The following is a 24,868-nucleotide window of genomic DNA, read 5'->3' as shown; positions in this document are numbered from 1 at the left end:
GGGTGACTGGTTGCATCAAAACAAGTCAGTACTGCTCCGAAGAGCTTGTAAGAGCTTTAAAAGGGGTCCTTACTGGGGGACGTGAACTAATTACTCGTGTTTTTGAATGGCGCATCGATTCTCAAGTACGCCATGTTCTTTAACTTGGAGTTCTGTGAATAAGTGTATTTTGATAAGAGAATTAACTCAATAATGCCCAAACCTGCTTAGGATTCATTTCTAGTAACTTGTATTTGACCTTGTTTATTTAATGCCACACTATGTGCTTTGTTGGATATTAAAGTTATAAGTTGATTAAATACTAGGGGCTAGGTAGGTATCAAGGGAAATGACTAAAATGAACGTTTATCAAATAATGAAGGATAAAAATGATCCTTCAAATGTATGTGCTGTTGATATAACTATTTCAAGCGACGACGTAATGGTATTGCTCGAGCAAGGATTTGAAGGGACTCACACTATTAATGCGGAATCAGAGCAAGAAGCAATGGATTTGCTCTTTTGTATCAACGCAAATAACATCATGATGTCTACATCATCATTTCTTACTTCCAATACAAAAGTGATAGCTAACTGCGGTATAGTAACATCAACGATAGTGAGCGGTGCAAATATTTTCCGAGATATACTTGCAGGAGTGCGTGATATTGTTGGCGGTAACTCCCAGACATATATGACTAAACTTGAAGACTTGAAAGAACAAGCGATGGATGAACTAAAAAAGAAAGCAGCACTACTCGATAGTAATGCAATAATTTGTGTGTCTATCGATACAGAAGAAATTTCCGGACAAGGAAAAGGGATGCTGATGATTACAGCAACAGGCACTGCAGTAAAAGTGACTGAACATTAATATAATCTGTCCAGGACACTTACAGTTAGCACTTCATAACTCACAAGTGCCCCATTCTAAGCTAGAACTGTTTTGTGTCTCATTTCTATACGAGGTTATTTGACCTATTTTTCCTTATGCCACAAAGTGTCTATAAATTTGGTGGGTGTTCAGTCGGTTCTTTACCAAGTTAATCAATACATCACATATCTAGGTTTGAAAAACAATGTTTGGATTAGTCAAAAAGTCCCTCTTGATGGATGCCCAAGCTAACGTTACTGAGCTTGAAAAACAGTTAAGTGAAGCGAAAGAAGAATTGTCGAGTATTCAAAAAGTTTTAGCCTCCCCTGAATATATCAAGGCTACAGATTTAATGAAGCTCGAAGAGGAATTGCTCGTGCTTAGATCTACTTGTCATGACGTTAGAGTCCAGTGCGAGAAAGATAAAGCGGCTGCCAGAGAGCACCTTGCTGATATAGAAAAACAGTGTGCACTCGTATTACAAGAGAATGAAAATTCTATAGGACTAGCAAAGTCAGAATTAGCTGAAGAAATTGAGAATGCACATAGACAAAAAGACCTAATTCTGACTGAAGTGAAAGCTGAACGTAAAAAAGTTCTTAGTAATGCGGAAGCTGAAGCCCAAGCCATCGTCGATAAAGCAACGGCTCGTGCAGATAAAGCACTAGCGGATGTTGAGAAAAAAATTGAAACAGGAGAAAACCGCGAAAAGGTACTTTTTAGCAGTATTGAGAAGCTCCGAGAAGAGTTGCGTGACTTGGAGTTAACTAAAGAACATCAGGATCTCCTCTCTACAGTGACACCATTTGAACACCTTCTTGATGGGCCTACTAGCGATGAAATTAAGGTATCTTTGCAACAAGTAAAAAATAAACAGAAGGAACTGATAAAACAGGGTAACGCATTTGATATTCTTCAAGATATTCTTTGGAATGACAATCTTGCTAAAGGAAAGGCAAGGCAAAAGAGACATGGTAAATTTCTGATAACTGCCTTTAATGCAGAAGTAGACAATATTATAGCTAATACTAACGCACGTAACTTCACCGCTAATGCAAAAAAAATAGACAAGTGGTTTCAAAAGGTCAATAAGAGTGGTGATGATAGCTACGTAGAGCTGAATAGAACTCTATTATTTTTGCGTCTGGAAGAGCATCGCCATGCCTTTGAATATAAGTATAAAAAGGAGATGGAGCTAGAAGAACAACGATTCATGAAAGAGTCTCTGCGTGAAGAAGCCAAAGTTAAAAAAGAGATAGAAAGCTTTGTCACTGCTCGTGAAAAGGAGGAAAAAGCTTTTCAAAAAGATTTGAGTGATGCTCTAGCCAGAGTTCAAACAGCGAACCAAGAAGAAGTAGAAAAGCTCAACTCTCATATCGAAGAGCTGAAGCTTAAATTGGAACGTGCAACTTCTGAGAAAGAGCGGGCGCTAAGTATGGCTCAGCTCACAAGGTCAGGATATGTTTATGTTATCTCAAACAAGGGATCGTTTGGTGAAAATGTGTACAAGATTGGAATGACACGACGTTTAGAGCCTATGGATCGTGTGAGGGAGTTGGGAGATGCATCTGTTCCGTTCTTTTTTGATGTCCATGCTCTTATACCATCTGATGATGCCCCTGCCTTGGAAAACAAACTTCATTCTAAGTTTGCCTCTCGAAGAGTCAACAAAGTCAATCACCGAAGAGAGTTCTTTAACCTGACTTTTGAAGAAGTTGAAGAGGCTTTAAATGAGTTTGTTGAAGGTGACTTTAACTTGGTTCGGGATATTGTTGCTGCGCAGTATGAAGAGTCCAAGTTTTTAGAGGAAAGGGAAGTGGTTAATGGCTAGTATAATAAATGATTTAAAGCGCATTCAACGAGTATCCTCAGTTGTAACAAGAGCCACTGAGCGCTGCTTTCTTAACGCAGAAGTATTGCGAGTAATGTGCGAATACAGTAATGGAGAGTATTCCATTGACCTGTCAGCTACAGTTTTGGATTATCACGATATTGATGCGGATATTTGCTGTGTGAATGCTGAGAAATGTACATCAATGTTTATCGAAAGTATCTTAAACTCGGTAGATCGAATCATCAGAAGACTAGAGAAAGACGAAAAAGAGTTCCGAAGTGATTTAAAGGAGTATGGTGAGGCGTTCTCAGAAAGCCCAGCAGCGCATCTATCTTCTGCATTGATGTTCAAACAGATTGTAGCTGGAATTAAACCGTGAATAATCACTGGTAAGGTTTTACCTAGATTGTTTCTCGTGGAGTCGAGTAACACGAAGCTGCCCATAATTCAGGCCGATAAATACCATCCCCAATTAATTGGGCTTGCAGGAGTGACAAGTAGCTAAAGAGCAGTACTCAAAACCTCCCAGTTCTGAACAATAAAAGGTGTACTAATTGCAGATTTCCAGTGTGCATAGATTTGCAATAAACTATCTTTAGCCTTTGAATTCGCCACATCTGCCTCCCAAAAGTAATGCTGATTTCAGATAAAACATCAAAGCATTACTTTTATCATTACAAAAAACTTGGATAGGAATGGACAAATTTGAGCTCGATTTCAAACTAAAGTGTTGATTTGACGCGATATTAGAAATGAAAAAAAACGCCCTTGTGCGTCTCTTTACATAGATGTGGCGGTGAGTTACTACAACTTAATTGAATCTAGTTTCAAGCTTAGTGATGGCTTGCATTAGATTCTCACTACTAGTAGGACTCGTCACATAATCGAAAAACAGTTCAAAGATCTCTTGGCACATTAAGAAAAAAAAATACATTTCAGAAGCTTGATCATTTGTCCCGAAATAATGTTCTATAGCTTTACTGTTAACTTTACTTTCCCATAGTAGATCAACATTATTAATCAGATCATTAATACTTATTTCAAAGTTGTGTATGACATTTCGAATCTTATCTTTCTCATCTTGCTTCAACTGAGAAAAATCTCTAGCCAAATAGTATGTTAAATAAAGCTTTTCAATTTCATTCTTTTTTTCTGTTTCAATGAAGTTCTTTTTTTCTGAAACAAACTCTTTGAATTTTATTAAGCGAGTTTGTTGTAGCTTATTGAGATCACGGGTTTCCAATGAAGAAAACTTCAGAAAATCATGCGTCTTTAAAGAAGACTTCCCAATTATCTTATCATGTGAACGATGACTACATATCAACAGAGCATAATTGACATACAGCGGAAGGCTGGTTCTGGTTGATGCAGTTGATAATAGAATCTGATCAAATATGGCTTGCTCTCTCCACTGATTAGAGCTTTTTTCAGCCGCTTTAGCAGATCTATGTGCCGCCCATGCAGCTAATGCGGTTGCTACTGCGGCAAAAATAGTGGCAACTGTCCCCACAGTTCCCCAAATGGGAGCTGATAAAACTTCTATATGAAATCCATTAATAACCAACGTTGCAATTTTCATAGTAATGCCCTTTTTCAAAGATCATATCTTAAAATACACGACATGAAAAATTACTTAAGGATCTGTGTAATGTGCATGTTCTACAAAAAGTTCTGCATAAAGTGAATCTAACACCACGGATCAGAGATGGAAGGTTATGTCCAGTATCGTGCACGAGCGGCATCACCTGAAGTGGTGCCCTTCTGCTGCTTTGGAGATGGAAAACTCTATGATGGGTAGATTTCGACCGAAGCTTCAAACGCGTTTATGTCCAAAAGTGTCTTATACCTCCTCAACATTTATGCCTTCGATATTTCTTGTAGGTATTATCAACTACGTTAATTGTATAGTTATTTTCTTGAGACATTTTCTTTCTGAGTAGCAGTTACATGGGTAAGGGGGGAAGTTTGACGCTAATTTGAAAAGTGCTTTGCTATAAATCCTGTATAGCAGAAAACTGCTATAAATATGCTATAAATAGATTTCAAAGAAAAAGGCCTGAGAACGAAAACGCTATCAGGCCTTTAAATTTGGTGGCCCCTCGCAGATTTGAACTGCGGACCGATCGATTATGAGTCGAGCGCTCTAACCACTGAGCTAAGGGGCCAAATTAGGTTGACGATTATAGGGGATGTTACTCTAGCTGTCTAGATGCTTTATGGGTCAATTGCGCTTAGTTTTTATCCACTTAAACCATTTTTGATAAAAAAGGTGAGCAACTGCTCACCTTTTAATCAAAAATGTCTTTTCTATTCGTCTAGGAAGCTACGCAGAGTTTCTGAGCGGCTTGGGTGGCGAAGCTTACGTAGTGCTTTGGCTTCTATTTGACGAATACGTTCACGAGTAACGTCGAATTGCTTACCTACCTCTTCAAGAGTGTGGTCGGTATTCATGTCAATACCAAAACGCATACGCAGTACTTTTGCTTCACGAGGCGTTAACCCTGCTAGAACGTCTTTTGTCGCGACTTTTAAGCTACCAGAGGTGGCTGAGTCGAGAGGAAGCTCTAACGTGGTATCCTCAATAAAGTCACCTAGATGCGAATCTTCGTCATCACCAATTGGTGTTTCCATTGAGATTGGCTCTTTGGCAATTTTAAGTACTTTGCGAATTTTGTCTTCTGGCATTTGCATGCGTTCAGCAAGTTCTTCTGGTAACGGCTCACGTCCCATCTCTTGCAGCATTTGGCGAGAGATTCTGTTCAATTTATTGATAGTTTCTATCATATGAACAGGAATACGTATGGTACGAGCTTGGTCAGCAATAGAGCGAGTGATTGCCTGACGGATCCACCATGTTGCGTAGGTCGAGAATTTATAACCACGACGATATTCGAACTTGTCTACTGCTTTCATTAGACCGATGTTACCTTCTTGGATTAGATCCAAGAATTGCAAACCACGGTTGGTATATTTCTTTGCGATAGAAATAACCAAACGAAGGTTAGCTTCAACCATTTCTTTCTTCGCACGGCGAGCTTTCGCTTCACCAATAGACATGCGACGACTGATATCTTTAATGGTTTGAACCGGTAATGATGTTTCTTTTTCGATAGTACGAAGTTTCAGAATACTGCGTCGAATATCTTCTTCGTTACGTTTGATCTTCTCTGCATAAGGCTTATCAGAAGCAAGAGCTTGATCTAACCATGCATCAGATGATTCGTTGCCAGTGAAGGCTTGAACAAAAGTTTTCTTCGGCATTTTTCCGTATTCTACACACTGACGAATAATTAATCGTTCTTGTGTTCGAACACGTTCCATTGAAGTACGCAGTTCGTTAACTAGGTAATCAAATTGTTTTGGGATCAGACGAAATTCTCTAAAAACTTCCAATAATGCTTCTTTTGCATCAGCCGTTTGGTTGCTTTCACGACCATATTCGTTGATAGCAAGTTGCATATCTTGATAAGTATTTCTAAGCGACGTGAACTTTTCTAAAGCGAGTTCAGGATCGATACCTGTATCTTCTTCTTCATCGTCTTCGTCATTATCTGCGTCTTCATCATCTGCATCTTCTAGATCTGATGTCGCAAGTTCTGAACCAATGTGGGTTGCAGTTGGCGCGGCAGAACCATCATCATTCGGATCAACAAACCCAGAGATAATGTCGGTTAAGCGTAGCTCTTCTGCTTGAACTTTATCAAACTGTTCAAGAACATAAGAGATAGTACCAGGGTATTCAGCTACAGAGCATTGAACTTGGTTAATTCCATCTTCAATACGTTTAGCTATATCAATTTCGCCTTCACGAGTTAACAGTTCTACAGTACCCATTTCACGCATATACATACGAACAGGGTCAGTAGTGCGGCCAATCTCGCTTTCTACACTTGAAAGTGCAGCAGCGGCTGCTTCGGCAGCGTCTTCATCAGTGATATTGTTATCTTCATTGATGGACATTTCATCTGCATCTGGTGCAGTTTCAACGACTTTAATACCCATGTCGTTGATCATTTGAATGATATCTTCAACCTGTTCAGAATCTACGATTTCTGCAGGTAAGTGGTCATTTACTTCGGCGTAGGTCAGATAGCCTTGTTCCTTACCCTTAATGACAAGTAACTTTAGCTGTGACTGCGGATTTTGATCCATAGACGATATCCAACTTGAGGTCTGTGTGATGGTGAAAGGTTGCGAATTGCGAACCGCCAATTATAACAAATATAAACTGTGCTGACTACTATAGGGTTACGCTTTTAAGTCTAGCATTAACGCTAGTAGCTCCCTTTTCTCTTCGGTTGATAAACCGACACTTCTTTCTCGTGCCAACAAAGTTTCAATTTGTTTTTCGATGCACTGGTAAATTATTTTGTCCAATGAATCTAAAAATATATCTCTTTCGTTATCTTCATCCTTATTTAACGGGATAGTCCAACTTGCTAGACGAGACAACATGTTTTCATTTTTGTCGTTGCGCCAATTCTCTAAAAGCTGACCAGTGGTTATATGGGGATTTGATAGGCATTTATCAAGCACTTCTATCAATAAACTTAACCCAGGAACGGCGATATCTTGAACACTTGAGAGATCGGGCACTTCTACACTATAGCTCGGATTTTGAACTAAGAGAGCAATAACTACGCGCATTGGGGTTTTTGCTATCTTTTGTGGCGCCTTATTTTGACTAGTGTGGACTTTTTTTGAGCTATTTTGATGCTCTAAGAAAATGCCCGTTTTTTGGCCTAATATTTTAAACAGCTGACTTTGTAAGTACTCGTCTGGAATTTTTTCAATAAGTGGAACCGATAGCGCGGAAAGGGCTGCCTTACCTTCATCGCTTCCAACTTGGACTTGGTCAGTTAAATTATTAAAAAAGTACTCTGAGAGCGGAGTCGCCTCTTTAACTTTTTTCTCAAATGCTTCTTTACCATGTGTTCTAATAAAACTGTCCGGGTCATCGCCATCAGGTAAAAAAAGAAATTTAAGAATATTGCCACTTTTTAGATAACCGAGCGCATTTTCTAGTGCTCGCCACGCCGCTTCGCGTCCAGCTCGGTCTCCGTCGTAGCAGCAAACAACGGTGTTTGTTTGTCGAAACAAAAGTTGTAAGTGATCACCTGTCGTCGAAGTACCTAATGACGCGACAGAATAATCGACACCATATTGAGCTAATGCAACGACATCCATGTAGCCTTCTACTACTAGAACTTGAGGTGGTTCTCGGTAAGCTTGCAGTACTTCATATAATCCATAAAGTTCTTTTCCTTTATGGAATATTGGTGTTTCTGGAGAGTTGAGGTACTTTGGTGTGCCATCGCCAATCACTCGACCACCAAAGCCAATCACACGGCCACGACGGTCGTGTATAGGAAACATAATCCTGCCACGGAAGCGGTCGTATCGATTGCCTTTATCGTTTTCTATTAACATTCCACCAGTAACAAGCATATCTTGGGTTGCTTTATGCTGACCGAAGTTTTTACGAACGGCATCCCATTCATCTGGAACAAATCCGATTCCAAATTTTTGTACCACTTCACCGGAAAGTCCACGATCTTTTAAGTAATCGATAGCATGTTTGTTTGCTGATATTTTTAATTGTGAACGATAAAATTGAGCAATACTTCCCATCAAATCATATAGGTTACGTTTTTCCTCAGAATTTGCTCGGGGAGCATTGTTAAACTTTCCATTATTTCTTTGTTCTCTTGGAACTTCTAAGCCTAATCCCGAGGCTATTTCTTCTATGGCTTCAACGAAATCTAATCGATCGAATTCCATAACAAAGTCGATAGAGTTACCGTGAACACCACAACCAAAGCAGTGATAAAATTGTTTTTCTTGGCTTACTGAAAAAGAGGGGGTTTTTTCGTTATGAAAAGGACAGCATGCGCTGTAATTTTTACCTTTTTTCTTTAATTTTACGCGGGAATCGACAACGTCGACGATATCAACTCTTGCAAGCAAATCATCTATAAAGTGTCGTGGGATATGTCCAGCCATAAAACCTTACTACGCTAACTCGTTTATTTATATTAACTAACTTAATGCATCAACAAACTAATTTTTGTTTCAACTTACTCGCTAGTGTGCAGAGACAAAACAAGCCGTGTATTCAACAAAGAATAGCACGGCTTGTTCAATTGATGTGGGATATTAAGCTAATTTAGAGCGAACTAAACTGCTTACTTTGCCCATATCTGCTCGCCCTTGAATTTGCGGCTTAAGTACACCCATTACTTTACCCATGTCTTGCATGCCCGCAGCACCAGATCCAGAAATTGCACTTTCAATGAGTGCGGCCACTTCTTGTTCTGATAGCGGTTGAGGCATAAACTCCTCAAGTACAGTAATTTCTGCTTTCTCAGCATCAGCTAAATCTTGACGATTTGCTGTTTCAAATTGCGAGACAGAATCACGACGCTGCTTAACCATTTTAGTTAATATTGCTACGATATCGTCGTCGGTCAGAGTAATCCGCTCGTCAACTTCTCGTTGCTTAATTGCTGAAAGGGCTAAACGAATAGTGCCAAGGCGTAATTTATCCTTGGCTTTCATCGAAACTTTCTGCTCTTCTTTGAGTTGGTCAATAAGAGCCATAACTAATTCCTTTCTTGGGATTCAGTTATTAGTACAAACGTACGCGACGAGCGTTTTCGCGAGATAGCTTCTTAGCGTGACGCTTTTGAGCTGCTGCTTTAGCGCGTTTGCGTACTGTAGTAGGTTTTTCATAATGCTCACGACGGCGAACTTCTGAAAGGATACCTGCTTTTTCGCAAGAGCGTTTGAAACGACGTAATGCAACGTCGAACGGTTCGTTTTCACGTACTTTAACTACTGGCATATGCCTTTCACCTCAGGGGTTATTCGTTAATGCTAATTATTAGGACTCAAATCGCTATCGATTGGTCGTTAATCAGCTAAATCAAAAATGGTGCGGAATTTTAATCCGATCAGTGTGCCTTTGTAAAGTATTATCGTGGTCAAATTTTGTTAGATTAGGTAATATTGGCTTAATTTCCGATTTCAATGAGTAAACAATGCGTATTTTAGGTATTGAAACGTCGTGTGATGAAACAGGCGTAGCTATTTATGACGACGAGAAAGGGTTGCTTTCTCATCAATTGTATAGCCAAGTAAAATTGCATGCCGATTACGGTGGTGTAGTTCCTGAGTTAGCTTCTAGAGACCACGTTAAAAAAACGATTCCATTAATTAAAGAAGCGTTAAAACAAGCAAATTTAAGCCGAGATGATATTGATGGTATTGCTTATACCGCAGGTCCAGGTTTGGTTGGTGCGCTTTTAGTTGGCGCTACGATTGGTCGAAGTATGGCTTATGCGTGGAATGTTCCTGCTATTGCGGTACACCATATGGAAGGTCATTTATTAGCTCCAATGCTAGAAGATAATCCGCCACCGTTTCCGTTTGTTGCATTATTGGTCTCAGGCGGTCATACCATGATAGTTGAAGTGAAAGGCATTGGTGAATATAAAATTTTAGGCGAGTCTATTGATGATGCAGCCGGTGAAGCCTTTGATAAAACCGCAAAATTAATGGGGCTTGATTATCCTGGTGGGCCATTGCTCTCGCGTTTAGCAGAGAAAGGTATTCCAGGGCGATTTAAATTCCCACGACCAATGACTGATCGTCCAGGGTTAGATATGAGTTTTTCTGGTTTAAAAACCTTTGCAGCCAATACAATTAGAGCGAATGAGGATGATGAGCAAACACGTGCAGATATAGCTTATGCATTTCAAGAAGCAGTTTGCGCGACTTTGGCTATAAAATGTAAGCGAGCACTAGAATTGACTGGGATGAAACGAATTGTTATTGCTGGTGGTGTAAGTGCAAATAAACAATTGCGAGCAGAATTAGAAGGGTTAGCTCAAAAAGTAGGCGGAGAGGTTTTTTATCCAAGAACTGAATTTTGTACCGACAACGGTGCAATGATCGCCTATGCAGGTATGCAACGCTTAAAGAATAATGAATCTTCAGATTTGTCTGTTAAGGCTCAGCCTCGTTGGCCAATCGATCAGTTATCGCCTATCAATAATTGATGTATTCTTAAGTATTATATTAAGAAGCTGAGCCAATTTTTGGCTCAGTGCCATCGATTAAACGACGAATGTTATCTTGATGTCGAAGTAAAATTAAGCAACACAACATGGCAACCGGAAGTGTGTAGAGAGGCTTAAACATCCAAGCGTAAAACGGAGCCAATAACGCTGTGATGATAGCGGCAAGCGACGAGTATCGAGTAACTAAGGCTGCGATAAGCCAAGTTACCCCAAGTAAACCTGTTAATCCCCAACCAATAGGCGCTATCGCACCAATAGCGGTTGCAACTCCTTTCCCTCCTTTAAAATGGAAGAAAATCGGATAGATGTGGCCTAAACAGGCTGAAATACCAATCAAGCCTAAATAAAGCGGTTCAATAGTGAGGTAATAACTTATCCATACTGGAATAGTTCCTTTGAGCATATCAACGAATAAGACTGTAATGGCTGCTGATTTGCCTCCAATACGCAACACGTTAGTCGCTCCTGGGTTATTAGAACCATTTTCTCTTGGATCGGGAAGTTTTAGAAAACGACAAATCAATACCGCACTCGATATCGAACCTAATAGATAGGCAAAAATGATCATACCAAGTGACAGTGGTGTCATATGTATCCCTAATGATTAAAACAAAAGTATGGAATTAATGGTTTCTTTCGCGCATAAAGTATAGCTCGAAAGAAAAATAATACGTTTTTTTATCTTCATATGTTATCCGACCTGTATAACAAAACTGGAAAAATTATTCTTTATGAGAATAATTTAATGAAATTTCTTCAAATTTATATTCGTTACTTCGCGGGATACTTTTCCTCATGTAGACTGGCACATTCATGCAAACTAATTAGTGGCTCGATATTGCCTTAGTGAATTGATTCCGTTGTGCAATAAATTGTCGACAACAAACAGGCATATTTTGGGGATTCTTCGTTGCTTATTAGTTGAATTACATAGTAAGTCGTTGATACCGGATAGTGGCTGATATCGAAATGAATGAGAAATGACCGAGATAGCGAGTATCTTGCAATATAAAGTTCAGTGTTTTATCCAGAATGAATAGGAACAAAAATGGCATTTGATAAAGTGTTTATTGAAAAATTAGAAGTAATAACGACTATCGGCGTGTATGACTGGGAACAGGAAATAAAACAGAAGCTGGTACTTGATATCGAGATGGCTCATAACAATAAATCAGCCGGAAAAAGCGATGATGTTGAAGATGCTCTTGATTATGCACAAGTAAGCCAAGCGGTTATTTCTCACATAGAAAATGGTCAATTTTTATTGGTAGAACGTGTAGCAGAAGAGATTGCTGAATTAATCATGACGCAGTTTTCTGTACCGTGGGTACATATTCGCTTAACTAAACCAGGAGCGGTACCACAAGCATCAGGTGTTGGAGTAGTAATCGAACGAGGCGCTAAAGACTGATGACAATGGTCTATATTGGCGTTGGGACGAATGTTGAGAGAGAGAAACATGCTAAAGCCGCGATTGAGGCGTTGTCTTCATTGACACATTTATGCCGCGTTTCGTCTATCTATGAATGTGAGTCACTAGGGTTTGATAGTACGCCATTTTATAATTTTGTTGTTGAGTTAAAAACAACTGAAAGTTTGTCCGATTTTTCACAATTAATGCGTAGTATCGAAATTAAGTGGGGAAGAAGCTCAACCGCTAAAAAGTTTCAAGATAGAAGCTTAGATTTAGATATTTTATTATTTGGTGAAGAAGTTTCATTGTCATCACCAATCGTGCCTCGGGAAGATATATTTAAGTACCCATTTGTCATTCAGCCTTTGTATGATCTTGTGCCTGATTTGGTTATCCCGATGGATGGTCGAACAGTGAAAGATATTTGGCAGGATATGGATAACCTTAACACTTTGAGCAAAATAGAATTAATTTAATAATGGAATAATAATGACATATTTTGAAGCATTTATACTTGCCTTAGTACAAGGCTTTACAGAGTTTCTTCCTATATCTAGTTCAGCCCATTTAATATTGCCATCAGCAATCTTAGGCTGGGAAGATCAAGGGCTTGCTTTTGATGTAGCTGTGCACGTGGGGACATTGGCCGCGGTGGTTATTTATTTTAGAAATGAAGTTGTGACGCTTGTAAGCGCTCTGTTTTCTTCTATATTTAAACGCCAGAATTCAAAAGAAAGCAAGTTAGCATGGATGCTAATTTTGGCTACTATTCCCGCCTGTGTGTTTGGGTTGTTTATGAAGGATATTATCGAAATTTATCTTAGAAGTGCATGGGTTATTGCTACTACGACAGTCGTATTTGCGCTACTTCTTTGGTGGGTAGATAATCACGCTAAAATGAACAGTGATGAATATCAAGTGGATAGCAAAAAATCGCTTGTTATCGGTATTGCTCAAGCGCTAGCTATGATTCCTGGTACATCTCGTTCTGGTGCAACTATTACAGCTGCTCTTTATTTGGGCTTTACTCGAGAAGCTGCTGCACGTTTTTCTTTCTTGATGTCTATTCCTATTATTATGCTGGCAGGTGGTTATCTTGGGTTAAAGTTAGTCAGTAGTGCAGAACCAGTACACTTAGGTTTTTTATTGACTGGCATAGTGACGTCATTTGTTAGTGCGTATATTTGTATTTTCTTTTTCTTAAAACTTATTTCTAAGATGGGGATGTTGCCGTTTGTCATTTATCGATTGATATTAGGTTTTGGTTTGTTTGGCTTTTTGTTACTTGGTGGACATTAATAGAATAAAACGTAATAGAGAATGAAGAGATCAATAGCTTCTTTATTCTCTATTACTGTCTAATTATTTAGGCGGAAGAATGTTTGCAATAGCAGTAATTCGTCTCTTGTCTAATTCTTCACGGATACCTTGCCCCTTAAACCCATCTTTAATTACCTCTTGCACGTTGACACTTAATGCTGCTTTATACGCGTTCTCAAAACGTTCTTTTTGAGGATAATCTGATTGTTGGTGGCCTGTTCGTCCTTGGCTATCTGCAACACAAGCAATAAGCACTTGTTCAAGTTTTTCTGGTTTTCTCCATACATCGAGTTTGTTCAATATTTTAAGATAAGTGGCTGGTTTTAGCTCTTCAGCTCTATGTATATTGGTATGTTGAGCACAAACCGCGAGAGCTATTTCTTTATAATCGTTGGGTACTCTAACGCGGTTACAGAGGGATTTAATAATGGCAATGCCTGTATGCGCATGCATTTTGTGACTTGGCCATTCAGATGGAGGTGTAACTCCTTTACCCAGATCATGCACTTGGGCTGCAAAGCGAATTATTGGCGAGCGTGTTAATTTCGCTGCCTGTTGAGTAACCAGTAAGGTATGAATCCCTGTATCAATTTCTGGGTGCCATTTTTCTGGTTGAGGAACACCAAACAGACAATCTAACTCTGGTAGAATAACAGCCAGTGCACCGCATTCTTTTAGCACCGAGAGAAAAACATCTGGCCGCTCAGTTATTAAGGACTTGTGCCATTCTTGCCACACTCTCTCTTGGGTAAGGTGTTCCAGTTCTCCAGATTTCACCATTACTTTCATTAATTCCATTGTTTCTGGGGCAATAGTAAAACCTAAAGTAAAAAACCTTGCGGCGAAGCGAGCAACACGTAATATTCGTAATGGATCTTCGGCAAAGGCTGGGGATACATGGCGAAGTAAACGATGGTTAAGATCTTTTTGACCATCAAATGGATCAATTATTAGACCATGATCATCTTGCGCCATTGCGTTAATCGTAAGATCGCGACGCATAAGATCATCTTCCAACGAAACATCGCTGGAAAAGTGACATTGAAAACCTGTATAGCCAACACCAGATTTACGTTCCGTCCTTGCTAAAGCGTATTCTTGTTTAGTTTTGGGATGCAGAAAGACAGGAAAATCTTTGCCAACGGCATGGAAGCCACGAGACAGCATGTCATCGACTGTGGAGCCAACAACAACCCAGTCATGATCGTCACAGGGTAAATTCAGTAATTTATCTCGGACAGCGCCACCAACAAGATAGGTTTGCATACAAGGCTCCATAGTGAAACGATGAGTTAAGCTTTACATTCTATCAGCCAGTGGTACTTTGCATAACAACAATTGGTCTATTGAATGTAATTGATTTTTGGTTGAACGTAATTGGTTTATCTAACGTATATGAAATATGACTCAACAGAGAGCGGTTAATGTATAAAGATTTTTTCGGATTTATTGAAGCACCGTTTTCGATAGTTCCAAGCTCGCGATATCTATTTTTAAGTCGACGGCATAGAGAAGCTATGGGACATCTTCAAGCAGGTCTTGGTGATGGTGGCGGTTTTGCTATGTTGACAGGAGAGGTTGGGACAGGAAAAACTACGGTATCTAAGGCATTACTCGCTTCATTTGATGAAAATGTGAAAGCTGGATTGATTCTGACCCCTACGTTTTCTGAACAGGATTTTCTCGAAGCAATTTGTGATGAGTTTGCGATTGAATACTCACAGCCATCATCATTTAAGCAATTAACCCAAGGTATTCATCGATATTTATTAGATAATCACGCTAAAGGATATCAATCCTTGCTGTTAATCGATGAAGCTCAACACCTTTCTGCACAAGTATTAGAGCAACTCCGTTTATTAACCAATTTAGAAACCGACACACATAAATTATTAAAAGTGTTGTTGATCGGTCAACCTGAACTGCAAACTAAACTGCAAACCAGTGAACTTAGGCAATTAGCACAACGTATTACCGGACGCTATCATTTATTGCCTTTGTCAGAAGAAGAGATTTCACAATATATTGAATTTCGTTTACGTATTGCAGGAGGTCAGCAGTCCTTATTTCATAATAAAGCCTTGAAAGTTATTGCTCAGTACTCTCACGGTGTCCCTCGATTGATTAATTTAATTTGTGATAAGGCTCTGCTGTACGCTTTTTATAGTGGTGAAAAACAGATTAGTGTCCATCAAGCGGAAACCGCTTGTCAGGATGTGATGTCTTTTCAAGCTCCGGTAACCTTTGTAAGACATGAGTCTTCTAGAACTACAGCCGACACTATTAAATCGACTATCACGACTAACGTACCAATAAATGGTACGACAACGGCTAACATTCCCAGCAATAACCGCGCGAACAATAAAGCTGTTTTTCCATTTCGAGTGAGCGCGATGGTATTGTCGATTATTTTGTTTGGCCTAGCACTCAATTTCGAAGGACGAATTAAAGAGGTTATTCGTTCTTACTATCCACCTATTACTATTGTTGACCAAAGTACTCTTGTCGACCAAAGTTCACCAAATCATGTCTATGATATTGACCACGAAATAAAATCCTTTGTCGAAAACAGTTACAATCCAATGGATGCAATGGTGGCTTTATATCGCTTATGGGGTATAAAAGCATCTATTCTAGATGCTGAATGTAAAGATAACATGCCTTTTTTTTGCGAACGTCGAAATGGAGATTTGCAAAGTATCATTGCTCAAGATAGGCCGGTTGTTTTAACATTGCAAAGCCCAAATGGCCCTTTTTTTGCTGTGTTATATGGTGTTTATCAAGATAAAATTGAACTGATCAATTCCGAACAACGTTTATCGCTGCCAATAAAGTGGCTGGAAAATCATTGGTCTGGAGAGTATCAGACATTATGGTACAGCGAAATAGATCAAGTACTAAAAATAGACAGCAATGGGAAGTCGGTAGAAAGATTGGACGCTTTACTGGCTAAAGCATTGCAGACAGACAAAACAGATAGCTCAATTTTTAGTACGCAATTAGAAAATCGAGTAAAAGCCTTTCAAGCCTGGCAAGGACTCACTTCAGATGGCATCGTTGGCCGAAATACTTTAAAACTGCTCGATTTGATCACAACGGATTTTGCCCCTAAATTACTTTCCGTTCATGAGGCTGCTAACTAATGCCTGAGTCAATAAAAACAAATGTTTCATCAGAAGTTAAACCAAGTGAGCAAGTTAGAATGCATAAGTACCTTCGCTTAGTTTTATTAGGCAGTGTGTGTTTATTACCTGTCTGCCTTGCTATTGGGTATTTAGGTTTTCAGGTCCATCAGTCATGGCAACAAGATATTGAACAAGCTAATCAAGCATTGAACAAGCAAAAAGAGTTACAGAGTAGACCTCGTGTCTCGCCAGTTGAATATTTACATTATCCAGCACCTGAACCCTTGGCATTATTGTCTGAGTACAAAATGGTGCGACAATTAGTGACTACAGAACAAGATGTTTCGATTTTACAACCAGATAACGATACTGATCCGTTAACACGAGCGGATGATAGTGTCCTTGTCTCAAGGGAAGGACTACCTTCCGTTTCAGATAATGTACCAACAGATAACTGGGATTTACAATCGCTAGATTTGAGTGGTCTCTCACCTGAGTTAGCTTCAAAAGTTCAAGGTATTTTGGATGAGGACACATTACTTGTTGAAGAGCCGCCATCCGAAATAGGAAAAAATAATACAGAAAGAACATTTGAGTTGGTTAATTATTCGGATAAGTTTAAAGGCCACTTACCAGCAATGAACTTGCAAACGCATATGTATTCGAGTCGAGCACAAGGACGCTGGGTAAAGATCAACGGTGTAGAGCTGTATGAAGGTGATTGGTTAGATGGGAATATTCAGCTACTGACCATTACTCCAAGGTATATTACGATAAGGTTTGAAGGGGATATTATTGAAATCCCAGCACTATACGAATGGAAAGGATAAACCGTTGCTATTGAATCGATGATGAGCAGGTAAGGTTGATTCGGGTTAAAAATAAGTGCAACCAAGAGACAAGGCGACAGATAAAAAAGCAAAAGGTCGCGATAGAATCTATCGAGACCTTTCAATAAGTATTTAACTCACTCTTACTAACACTAAAATTAAAGCGAGATTTATGCCCAGCCGTCAGGGGCTTTTTTACGACGTGGAATAATATGAGGAAGAATGAGTCCAAGAAGTAAGCCAACGCCAGCTACTCCGCCGCCATACATAAAATATTTCAGCAACAAATCTTCTTTTTGCGTATCTAGCTTGGCTCTCAACTCTCTAATTTCAGATTGAGAGCTAGTAAGTTGTTGGTTCATATCAGTGTAACTGAGCTCAAGTTCTGCAATGCGTTTATTACGAATATCTAAAGATTGAACCAAATCGGCTTTTTCTTCGTCAGAGCTTTGTTGAGCTACGGCCAATTTCGCTTTCACGCTTGCAAGTTCTTGTTCCAATTTTGGTAAACGTTCAGCCATACTTGCTTGGCTAGTAATAAAGCGGCTTTCAACCCAACCTTTACGGCCTTTTGTATCGACAATTTGGCTATATTTGCTGTTGGAGTTTACATCTAATAGTTCTACTTTATCGCCAGCATTAACGCTACCAATGATACGAAATTCGTTACTAGGACCCGAATGCATATAGGTGAACAAGTTGTCCGCGATATATCTTGATGCAGCAAATGCATTAGGTATTGATAGGCAAACAAACAAAACAATAGAAAGCAATTTTTTCACAGTGTATCCCTTACAAAACTATGAGGAGTATAGACCTCATATTTCGTTTAGCCGTTATTAGAATATTCCAATGTGGGAATAGTAAGAATTTTAGACTCTTCATGCAACCAACAAGGCACGTCTATGCGTGCCTTTTATTAGTTTTGAATCAAATATGACATAACTCTAACATGAGTTAGATAAATATTGCTTCCAGAATATAGAAAAATATAATTGCTAAAATTGCGCCGGCAGGCAAGGTAACGACCCAAGAAACGACGATATTTCTAACTACACCTAAATTGAGTGCGGCAATACCACGTGCAAAACCAACGCCTAAAACTGCACCGACTAAAGTTTGTGTGGTTGAAATAGGTAATCCTGTACCAGAAGCTAATACAACCGTCGATGCGGTGGCTAATTGAGCCGCGAAACCGCGACTTGGCGTCAACTCGGTTATACCTGTTCCTACCGTCGCCATTACTTTATGGCCCATCGTTGCCAAGCCAACCACGATTCCGACGCCACCGAGTGGCAATATCCACCAAGCAATAGCACTTTTTGAGGTTATTTCACCCATGTTTTCAATGGTAGATGCAATTGCAGATAGAGGACCAATGGCATTGGCGACATCATTTGAGCCGTGTGCAAATGCCATTGCACAAGCGGTAATCACCATTAAGGTACTGAATATTTTCTCTACACCAGCGAAGCTATGATCATCTTTATTGGTTTCGAATTTTTTACCAATGTAAATATAACCGCCAATCATGACTATGGCTGAAACCGCTATTGCCCATCCCCAGGCTTCAAATCCTGTTAAGTGTAACCCGATATGTTTTAAGCCTTTTTTAATAGTAACTAAAGCGATAACCAAAGTGGTGATAAACATATAAACGGGAACGAAACGTTTAGCATTAAGAAGAGGTGTTTCAGTGTCAAAAATAAGTCTCTGTGCGGTTACGAAAATATAGTAAGCGATAACACCTGAAATAAGTGGCGTTACAATCCAACTACCGACGATTCCTTGTACAGATTTCCAATCTACTGCTTCTGAACCGACAGACACGACGGCAAAACCAATTATCGCGCCAATGATGGAATGTGTTGTTGAAACAGGCCAACCTCTAAATGAAGCAAGCAATAACCAAGTTCCTGCTGCTAAGAGAGCTGACATCATACCAAATACGAGAATATCAGGTTGGCTTTCAAATAAAGACGTATCGATAACACCTTTTCTGATCGTATCAGTGACTTCACCACCAGCAAGATAAGCACCGGCAAATTCAAATATCATCGCGATAAATATCGCTTGTTTTACTGTAAGTGCTTTTGAGCCGACTGACGTACCCATTGCATTGGCGACATCATTTGCACCAATACCAATTGCCATTAAAAATCCGAAAAACGCCGCAATAATAATAAGGACAGTGCCGTAATTAGCGAGGATATCCATGGTTATACCTTAGTTTATTAGTAATTCAGCGATTAAGTGAAGCACAGGTTTACTATGCTGATTTTACTGCACTTAATTCATCTGATTTTACAAAGTGACTGAAAAATTATGAACGAGAAAGCATAAGCTCTAAGCGATTACCTACTCGCTGAGCTTGGTCAGCGATTTCACCGACCCATTCAAGAATTTTGTACATAAACATGATGTCAATTGGACTGTAATCATGTTCAATCGCCATTAGTTGTTGGCGTAATTGAACTTGCATTAAATCCGTATCATCTTCGATAACATCTAATTGATTGATCATCTCAGCCACTAAATTGACTTCTCGACCTTTGAACCCCGTTTCCAAAAGTTCATCGAACTCTTGAACAACTTTATATGCGAGGTGCGCAGCATCGAGGCAACGTTTCACATAGGCAACAAAGTTATCATTGATGGTCTCTGGAATGTTCAGTTTGCGTCCTATAACGCGTCCTGAAATATCTTTGGCTAGGTTAGCCAGTTTGTCTTGTTGAGTAATAAGATCCAACATGTCGGTACGATCGACAGGCATAAACAAACCGCTAGGGAGTTTTAAGCGAATTTCTCGCTTTAAAACATCGGCTTCTTTCTCTAGTTCAGAAATGCGCGTGCGAATCGTCTGTGCTTTTTCCCAGTCACCTTGGTGGCAGGTTTCAAAAAACTCGACAAGATACGAGCAACATTCATCTACAACCTCTACATGCTGTTGTAGTGGTTTTATTGGGGACTTGGCAAACAACCCCATAATTGTATTTACTGGCATAGTGATTAGACCTAAAAATAGAACCTATATAAACCATAGACTAAAATAATATATGATTGCGTAGGGCTATAAAGTGGCGCATGTTAACCTAATAAATTGACCAATAAAACTGATTTAGATCATCTAGACGGTTAAATTTCGATCTTGCGGTCAACAATAATAGGCAATATCCTGTGTAAGTTTACTTTGAAAGGTATAAATAGCGAATGGAAACCGAGATAGAACTGAAGTTTTTTGTAGCCTCTGATTTTTCTGAAAAGCTGCAACGAAAACTAGCTGAAACAAAAATTCTTCAGAGCAGTTGTAGGGAACTAGGTAATATTTATTTTGATACTCGAGACAACTGGTTACGTCAGCATGATATTGGTTTACGTATTCGACGTTTTGATGACGTTTATGTTCAGACGGTAAAAACGGCAGGAAGAGTGGTTGCCGGCTTGCACCAAAGGCCAGAGTATAATGCCGAACACAGTAGTAATGTGCCTGATCTTTCATTACATCCTCAAGATATCTGGCCTGATGACAAATCAATTGAACAGCTTCAACAAGAAATAGAGCCTATTTTTTCAACTAATTTTACTCGTGAACAGTGGTTAGTTGGCATGCCTGATGGAAGCCAAATTGAAGTGGCGTTTGATCAAGGTGTTGTAGTTGCAGGTGAGAATGAATCTCCTATTTGCGAGGTGGAACTAGAACTAAAATCAGGGCAAGCAGATTCATTATTTACGCTTGCTCGCAGTTTAGTTGATGAAGGTGGAATGCGGCTTGGTAATTTAAGCAAAGCGGCGAGAGGGTATCGTTTAGCTCAAGGCTATGAAGGCGATGAAGTGAAAACGCTAGCGCTTGTTAATACCAAGATAGAAGACAGTGTTGAAACTTGTTTTATTAATTCGCTTGAGCATGCTTTGTCTCATTGGCACTACCATGAACAGATTTATTTTGAGCATCCCTCTAATCAAGCACTGTCGCAAATCAGCAATGCCATCTCTTTCATTCGACAAATCTTAACCGTATATGGCAGCATTGTGCCACGTCGAGCTAGTGCGATTTTACGCCAAGAATTAAAATGGTTAGATGAAGAGCTCTCTTGGTTAAAAGTAGCTGATTACATAGATGGTCTATGTGAAGATAAAGGTCATGTGTTACGAAAACTCGATGCACAAAAACTATTACTAAATAAACTTAAACTGCGTGAAGAACAGTTTCCTAATCAAGATGAAATGACAACGTTGTTTACTTCCTCTCGTTACACTGGGCTGTTGTTGGATTTAAGTCGTTGGTTGATGGCAAGAGGTTGGCACCCTTTTCTTGATGAAAAATCAAAAGAAAAAATGGCCGAAAATATTAAACCCTTCTCTCAGCATCAGCTTGATCGTATTTGGGCTGAATTGATGGAATCTTTCCCTCCTAATAAAACACTGACGCGCGATGAATATATTGCTGAGCGCTATAAGTTAATGCGAAGCCTCTATTCAGGCATTTGTTTTGCTTCAATTTATAATATTGAACAGAGAAATAATTTTAGAATGCCATGGAATGATTTGTTGCACGGTATTGATGATTTGTTGATGTTACAACCACTTCAATCACTATTGAGTGAATTAGAGCCGGCGGATCAAAATCAACTAGAAAGATGGATAGATAGACAGGAGACATCAATTTTACATGCTATGGAACAAACCAGAGCCATGAGCGTAGAAGTGCCTCCTTACTGGACTAATTAGTGATGGTGTGACTTTAGGTCACACTTTTTTGCTTTCTATTTTTCTAGTTCTTCTAATTTTTTAATTTTTTCAGTCAGAATTTTCTGTTGCTCAATGAGCTGTAGCAGCAATTGGTTGTTTTTTTCTATCTGAGTATGCGGTGTTGTGTGGTTTGGTGTGGTTATTAATGAGGTAATTAAACCTGAAATCATACCGAATATACCCACACCACAAATTAAAATAACAGAAGCAATGATTCGGCCTAAATCGGTGATTGGATAATGATCACCATAACCAACCGTTGAAACAGTGACAATAGCCCACCAAAGTGCATCCCCCATTGTGTTTATATTGGTTCCTATTTTTCCTTGTTCTGCAAGTAGTATAGCGCCAGAGCCTAAAGTTAATAGCAACATTAGTAATAAAAGAATAGAAGCCACTGTGGCTTCTTTTCGGTTTTGATTTATTTGTGAAAAAATATTTTTCCCTGAACGAATAACTCGAATAACCCGCAGAATTTGAAAGATACGACCATATCTAAGAGGTTCGACCAAAGGGATGCTCGCCACGAAATCCATCCAATGCTGTTTGATAAATTGTCGACGATTCTTCGCACGAAAGAGATCAATACTGAGCTGTAACAAAAAAAGACTACAGATAACCGTATCAATGCCGATAAGTAATGAATAGGTTTCTGGGTTGTGATTGAAAAATAGCAAACCAGAGATCACAAATAACGATAAAAAAGACAGAACTAAAGACATTAATCCCATAGGTTTTATTTCATTTTTGCTATTATGTTTTTTCATTCGATGCTCAAATTAAATATAAATTACGTGGGTTTTTCGTTATCGACTAATGTTAATGAAGCGACACTAAAGTTAGGTTAGTGGATCGAGTCTTAATAAGAATACGTGGAGAATATAGAATGGCAAGTATCACGTTTAGGCCGTGGGAACGAGTAATCACCGATATTAGGTTAGTACCTAAGTTATTTATACTGATGATTTTTAGTACTATCTTGATTATATCTAAACAACTATGGGATGCTCGTACGTTTTATCATTCCGCCATTTCTATTCAGGTCGAGCAAATAGCCATTAGAGCTGAGTCGACGGCAAATTTTGTCGATGCGATTTTATCTAGCTCTGATAATCAAACAGTTGAAGCGATCATTAAAAGCAGCAATAAAAACACGGATAATCAATATTATACGTATTTTGTTGATTTAGATAACGGAGAAGTGATTGGTCACCCAGATTTTTCGTCTACCAGTTTAATGACCTTATCGCTTAATGATGGACAGACGTTAAAGCAGTTTTTTTCTCAACTATCAACAGCTGGAAGTCTTGTATTGGAAGGTGGAGAGCGTTTTGAACATGCAATTAAGTTACAAAATTCAAATTCTGTACTCGTTGTGTCTCAAAATTCTGATGTAGCGCAAAAGCACTACGATGCGTATATAAAAAGTGTCGCGTTTCAAACGACGATCATGATCGTTATTTTTCTGATTATTTTACTCGGTGCAGCTAAAATCATGTTACGTCAAACCAATTATATTACCGAATCAATTAAAGATATGGCTAATAAAAATCTTTCAACGCCTATTGTTATGGATTGTAAAGATGAATACGGTGATTTGGCTAGAGAGTTAGAAACAACCAGAACCCAGTTACAGGATGTGATTAAAACTCAAGTTCACAGTTCGCAAGAGCTCTCAGGATTGACTGAAGTGATGTCTATTAGTATGGCTGAAACAAAAGAGTCAGCAAAAGAAGAGTTTAACGAAATAGCTCAGCTTGCTACTGCCATGAGTGAAATGACCAGTACAGTTCAAACCGTAGCGGATCATGCTAAGAGTGCGTCGTTAGTCACAGAACAAGCGCAAGGGCAAGCCCAAACTGGCCAACAGTTTGTTTTGGATAGCATTCACAAAATGAAAGAATTATCGGCGGACATAAGTAAGTCTGCTGAAGCAGTGAATCAAGTTGAAGTTCGAGTTGATTCAATAAGCAGTGTTGTAGGTACTATTCAAAATATATCAGAGCAAACCAATTTGTTGGCTTTGAATGCTGCAATAGAAGCAGCAAGAGCCGGTGAGGCAGGCAGAGGGTTTGCTGTAGTGGCAGATGAAGTTCGAAACTTGGCACAAAGCACTCAAAAAGCAACGGTTGAAATTCAAGATATGATTACGCAATTGCAAAGTAGTGCCAATTCAGCTGTGAGCATGATGGAAAAAAGTGTCGTAGAGGCGGCGGATGGTGCTGACTTGGTCAGTAGCGCTGGCGATGAACTTAGTGGTATTGTCGATCAAGTAACTAATATCAATGATATGAACTTTCAAATAGCCAGTGCTGCTGAACAGCAAAGCAGTGTTGCGGACGAAATGAGTCAGAATCTCACTAATGTTAGAGAATTGGTTGAAGCGTCAGTACTTGTTGTTTCTGAGCTATTAGAAATGTCGGAAGAAATGCAGCAGAATGCAGATGAATTAGGTGAAAAAATTCAATCGTTTAAAATTTAGCATTCAGGTCGTGAACAATAGTTGTCAGTGAGATCACTTATCCTCACTTTAAAAGGCTCGCTCAGTTTTAGCGGGTCTTTTTTATTGTTAAAGTATTATAGTGAACCATAGGCTTGAATAATCTAAGTCTTTCTGCCGTACTTTTTTATCCAGCGTCCAGCTTAGTTACATAGTTCGTTG

The 24,868-nt window shown here is 39.2% G+C and carries 22 protein-coding genes and 1 tRNA gene; 11 read left to right on the top strand and 12 right to left on the bottom strand.

All coding sequences use genetic code 11. From position 1 onward, the window contains the following. The first annotated feature begins 328 nt into the window (after positions 1-328). The 3 genes from R3X26_RS09115 (at position 329) to R3X26_RS09105 (ending at position 3,066) form a co-directional block, all read left to right on the top strand. Positions 329-853, top strand: coding sequence for a YbjQ family protein (locus tag R3X26_RS09115; protein ID WP_317716987.1), 525 nt, complete (start codon positions 329-331; stop codon positions 851-853). Positions 854-1,058: 205 nt separating this feature from the next. Next, positions 1,059-2,684 (top strand): DUF4041 domain-containing protein, encoded by a 1,626-nt coding sequence (locus tag R3X26_RS09110; protein WP_317716986.1) that lies wholly within the window; start codon positions 1,059-1,061, stop codon positions 2,682-2,684. Continuing rightward, positions 2,677-3,066, top strand: a complete 390-nt coding sequence (locus R3X26_RS09105; RefSeq protein ID WP_317716985.1) for a hypothetical protein — start codon at positions 2,677-2,679, stop codon at positions 3,064-3,066. The genes R3X26_RS09110 and R3X26_RS09105 overlap by 8 nt, the downstream gene beginning before the upstream one ends. 432 nt (positions 3,067-3,498) lie before the next feature. Here R3X26_RS09105 and R3X26_RS09100 read toward each other — a convergent pair whose 3' ends face one another. The 6 genes from R3X26_RS09100 to rpsU all read right to left on the bottom strand — a co-directional run bounded on the left by R3X26_RS09100 (position 3,499) and on the right by rpsU (position 9,531). Further along, on the bottom strand, positions 3,499-4,266 hold the full coding sequence (locus R3X26_RS09100; RefSeq protein WP_317716984.1) for a hypothetical protein: 768 nt from the start codon (positions 4,264-4,266) through the stop codon (positions 3,499-3,501). Positions 4,267-4,776: 510 nt separating this feature from the next. Continuing rightward, positions 4,777-4,852 (bottom strand) — tRNA-Ile (locus R3X26_RS09095). A 142-nt stretch (positions 4,853-4,994) separates the two neighbouring features. Beyond that, positions 4,995-6,848, bottom strand: coding sequence for an RNA polymerase sigma factor RpoD (rpoD, locus tag R3X26_RS09090; RefSeq protein ID WP_317716996.1), 1,854 nt, complete (start codon positions 6,846-6,848; stop codon positions 4,995-4,997). Between the two features lie 87 nt (positions 6,849-6,935). Continuing rightward, the gene (gene dnaG / locus R3X26_RS09085) at positions 6,936-8,690 is read right to left on the bottom strand and encodes a DNA primase (RefSeq protein WP_317716983.1); all 1,755 of its coding nucleotides are present in this window, start codon (positions 8,688-8,690) and stop codon (positions 6,936-6,938) included. Positions 8,691-8,843: 153 nt separating this feature from the next. Next, a complete protein-coding gene (locus tag R3X26_RS09080) occupies positions 8,844-9,287 on the bottom strand; it encodes a GatB/YqeY domain-containing protein (protein ID WP_317716982.1) in 444 nt (147 codons plus the stop codon). Between the two features lie 28 nt (positions 9,288-9,315). Next, positions 9,316-9,531: a 30S ribosomal protein S21 gene (gene rpsU, locus R3X26_RS09075; RefSeq protein WP_005421025.1), complete on the bottom strand. Its 216-nt coding sequence runs from the start codon at positions 9,529-9,531 to the stop codon at positions 9,316-9,318. A gap of 196 nt (positions 9,532-9,727) precedes the next feature. Between rpsU and tsaD the strand changes: the two genes are divergently transcribed. Next, complete coding sequence (gene tsaD, locus R3X26_RS09070) at positions 9,728-10,747, top strand: tRNA (adenosine(37)-N6)-threonylcarbamoyltransferase complex transferase subunit TsaD (protein ID WP_317716981.1); 1,020 nt, start codon at positions 9,728-9,730, stop codon at positions 10,745-10,747. 19 nt (positions 10,748-10,766) lie between these two features. Here tsaD and plsY read toward each other — a convergent pair whose 3' ends face one another. Beyond that, a complete protein-coding gene (plsY, locus tag R3X26_RS09065; RefSeq protein ID WP_317716980.1) occupies positions 10,767-11,357 on the bottom strand; it encodes a glycerol-3-phosphate 1-O-acyltransferase PlsY in 591 nt (196 codons plus the stop codon). 459 nt (positions 11,358-11,816) lie between these two features. On the opposite strand from plsY, the gene folB reads away from it, so the two are divergent. Genes folB through R3X26_RS09050 form a run of 3 tightly spaced genes read left to right on the top strand, consistent with a single transcriptional unit; the run spans position 11,817 to position 13,481 of the window. After that, on the top strand, positions 11,817-12,179 hold the full coding sequence (gene folB / locus R3X26_RS09060) for a dihydroneopterin aldolase (RefSeq protein WP_317716979.1): 363 nt from the start codon (positions 11,817-11,819) through the stop codon (positions 12,177-12,179). After that, the gene (gene folK / locus R3X26_RS09055) at positions 12,179-12,658 is read left to right on the top strand and encodes a 2-amino-4-hydroxy-6-hydroxymethyldihydropteridine diphosphokinase (RefSeq protein ID WP_317716978.1); all 480 of its coding nucleotides are present in this window, start codon (positions 12,179-12,181) and stop codon (positions 12,656-12,658) included. The genes folB and folK overlap by 1 nt, the downstream gene beginning before the upstream one ends. 13 nt (positions 12,659-12,671) lie before the next feature. After that, positions 12,672-13,481, top strand: a complete 810-nt coding sequence (locus R3X26_RS09050; protein ID WP_317716977.1) for an undecaprenyl-diphosphate phosphatase — start codon at positions 12,672-12,674, stop codon at positions 13,479-13,481. 63 nt (positions 13,482-13,544) lie between these two features. On the opposite strand, the gene R3X26_RS09045 is transcribed toward R3X26_RS09050, so the two are convergent. Next, entirely contained in the window at positions 13,545-14,768 is a 1,224-nt protein-coding gene (locus R3X26_RS09045) for a multifunctional CCA addition/repair protein (protein WP_317716976.1), read from the bottom strand. Positions 14,769-14,926: 158 nt separating this feature from the next. On the opposite strand from R3X26_RS09045, the gene R3X26_RS09040 reads away from it, so the two are divergent. Both R3X26_RS09040 and R3X26_RS09035 read left to right on the top strand, forming a co-directional pair. Further along, positions 14,927-16,645 (top strand): ExeA family protein, encoded by a 1,719-nt coding sequence (locus R3X26_RS09040; RefSeq protein ID WP_317716975.1) that lies wholly within the window; start codon positions 14,927-14,929, stop codon positions 16,643-16,645. Beyond that, a complete protein-coding gene (locus tag R3X26_RS09035) occupies positions 16,645-17,457 on the top strand; it encodes a general secretion pathway protein GspB (protein ID WP_317716974.1) in 813 nt (270 codons plus the stop codon). Before R3X26_RS09040 ends, R3X26_RS09035 begins: the two co-directional genes overlap by 1 nt. Positions 17,458-17,627: 170 nt before the next feature. On the opposite strand, the gene R3X26_RS09030 is transcribed toward R3X26_RS09035, so the two are convergent. The 3 genes from R3X26_RS09030 to R3X26_RS09020 all read right to left on the bottom strand — a co-directional run bounded on the left by R3X26_RS09030 (position 17,628) and on the right by R3X26_RS09020 (position 20,461). Continuing rightward, a complete protein-coding gene (locus R3X26_RS09030; RefSeq protein ID WP_317716973.1) occupies positions 17,628-18,239 on the bottom strand; it encodes a TIGR04211 family SH3 domain-containing protein in 612 nt (203 codons plus the stop codon). A gap of 175 nt (positions 18,240-18,414) precedes the next feature. Next, positions 18,415-19,674, bottom strand: coding sequence for an inorganic phosphate transporter (locus R3X26_RS09025; protein ID WP_317716972.1), 1,260 nt, complete (start codon positions 19,672-19,674; stop codon positions 18,415-18,417). A 106-nt stretch (positions 19,675-19,780) separates the two neighbouring features. Continuing rightward, positions 19,781-20,461, bottom strand: coding sequence for a TIGR00153 family protein (locus R3X26_RS09020; protein WP_317716971.1), 681 nt, complete (start codon positions 20,459-20,461; stop codon positions 19,781-19,783). A 206-nt stretch (positions 20,462-20,667) separates the two neighbouring features. Between R3X26_RS09020 and R3X26_RS09015 the strand changes: the two genes are divergently transcribed. After that, positions 20,668-22,185 (top strand): inorganic triphosphatase, encoded by a 1,518-nt coding sequence (locus R3X26_RS09015; RefSeq protein ID WP_317716970.1) that lies wholly within the window; start codon positions 20,668-20,670, stop codon positions 22,183-22,185. A gap of 35 nt (positions 22,186-22,220) precedes the next feature. Here the strand turns inward: R3X26_RS09015 and R3X26_RS09010 are convergent, their stop codons facing one another. After that, on the bottom strand, positions 22,221-22,973 hold the full coding sequence (locus tag R3X26_RS09010; protein ID WP_317716969.1) for a potassium channel family protein: 753 nt from the start codon (positions 22,971-22,973) through the stop codon (positions 22,221-22,223). Positions 22,974-23,092: 119 nt separating this feature from the next. Here R3X26_RS09010 and R3X26_RS09005 point away from each other — a divergent pair, with 119 nt between their 5' ends. Beyond that, on the top strand, positions 23,093-24,688 hold the full coding sequence (locus tag R3X26_RS09005) for a methyl-accepting chemotaxis protein (protein WP_317716968.1): 1,596 nt from the start codon (positions 23,093-23,095) through the stop codon (positions 24,686-24,688). Positions 24,689-24,868 lie beyond the last annotated feature (180 nt).

It is taken from the genome of Vibrio sp. TH_r3, assembly GCF_033101115.1.
In the GTDB taxonomy this organism is placed as follows: Bacteria; Pseudomonadota; Gammaproteobacteria; order Enterobacterales; family Vibrionaceae; genus Vibrio.
This window is presented reverse-complemented; position numbering and strand designations above follow the sequence as displayed.

Coding starts and splice junctions, on each gene's coding strand:
- R3X26_RS09115 (WP_317716987.1), top strand. CDS start 329: ATGACTAAAATGAACGTTTATCAAATAATGAAGGATAAAAATGATCCT.
- R3X26_RS09110 (WP_317716986.1), top strand. CDS start 1,059: ATGTTTGGATTAGTCAAAAAGTCCCTCTTGATGGATGCCCAAGCTAAC.
- R3X26_RS09105 (WP_317716985.1), top strand. CDS start 2,677: ATGGCTAGTATAATAAATGATTTAAAGCGCATTCAACGAGTATCCTCA.
- R3X26_RS09100 (WP_317716984.1), bottom strand. CDS start 4,266: ATGAAAATTGCAACGTTGGTTATTAATGGATTTCATATAGAAGTTTTA.
- dnaG (WP_317716983.1), bottom strand. CDS start 8,690: ATGGCTGGACATATCCCACGACACTTTATAGATGATTTGCTTGCAAGA.
- R3X26_RS09080 (WP_317716982.1), bottom strand. CDS start 9,287: ATGGCTCTTATTGACCAACTCAAAGAAGAGCAGAAAGTTTCGATGAAA.
- rpsU (WP_005421025.1), bottom strand. CDS start 9,531: ATGCCAGTAGTTAAAGTACGTGAAAACGAACCGTTCGACGTTGCATTA.
- tsaD (WP_317716981.1), top strand. CDS start 9,728: ATGCGTATTTTAGGTATTGAAACGTCGTGTGATGAAACAGGCGTAGCT.
- plsY (WP_317716980.1), bottom strand. CDS start 11,357: ATGACACCACTGTCACTTGGTATGATCATTTTTGCCTATCTATTAGGT.
- folB (WP_317716979.1), top strand. CDS start 11,817: ATGGCATTTGATAAAGTGTTTATTGAAAAATTAGAAGTAATAACGACT.
- folK (WP_317716978.1), top strand. CDS start 12,179: ATGACAATGGTCTATATTGGCGTTGGGACGAATGTTGAGAGAGAGAAA.
- R3X26_RS09050 (WP_317716977.1), top strand. CDS start 12,672: ATGACATATTTTGAAGCATTTATACTTGCCTTAGTACAAGGCTTTACA.
- R3X26_RS09045 (WP_317716976.1), bottom strand. CDS start 14,768: ATGCAAACCTATCTTGTTGGTGGCGCTGTCCGAGATAAATTACTGAAT.
- R3X26_RS09040 (WP_317716975.1), top strand. CDS start 14,927: ATGTATAAAGATTTTTTCGGATTTATTGAAGCACCGTTTTCGATAGTT.
- R3X26_RS09035 (WP_317716974.1), top strand. CDS start 16,645: ATGCCTGAGTCAATAAAAACAAATGTTTCATCAGAAGTTAAACCAAGT.
- R3X26_RS09025 (WP_317716972.1), bottom strand. CDS start 19,674: ATGGATATCCTCGCTAATTACGGCACTGTCCTTATTATTATTGCGGCG.
- R3X26_RS09020 (WP_317716971.1), bottom strand. CDS start 20,461: ATGCCAGTAAATACAATTATGGGGTTGTTTGCCAAGTCCCCAATAAAA.
- R3X26_RS09015 (WP_317716970.1), top strand. CDS start 20,668: ATGGAAACCGAGATAGAACTGAAGTTTTTTGTAGCCTCTGATTTTTCT.
- R3X26_RS09010 (WP_317716969.1), bottom strand. CDS start 22,973: ATGAAAAAACATAATAGCAAAAATGAAATAAAACCTATGGGATTAATG.
- R3X26_RS09005 (WP_317716968.1), top strand. CDS start 23,093: ATGGCAAGTATCACGTTTAGGCCGTGGGAACGAGTAATCACCGATATT.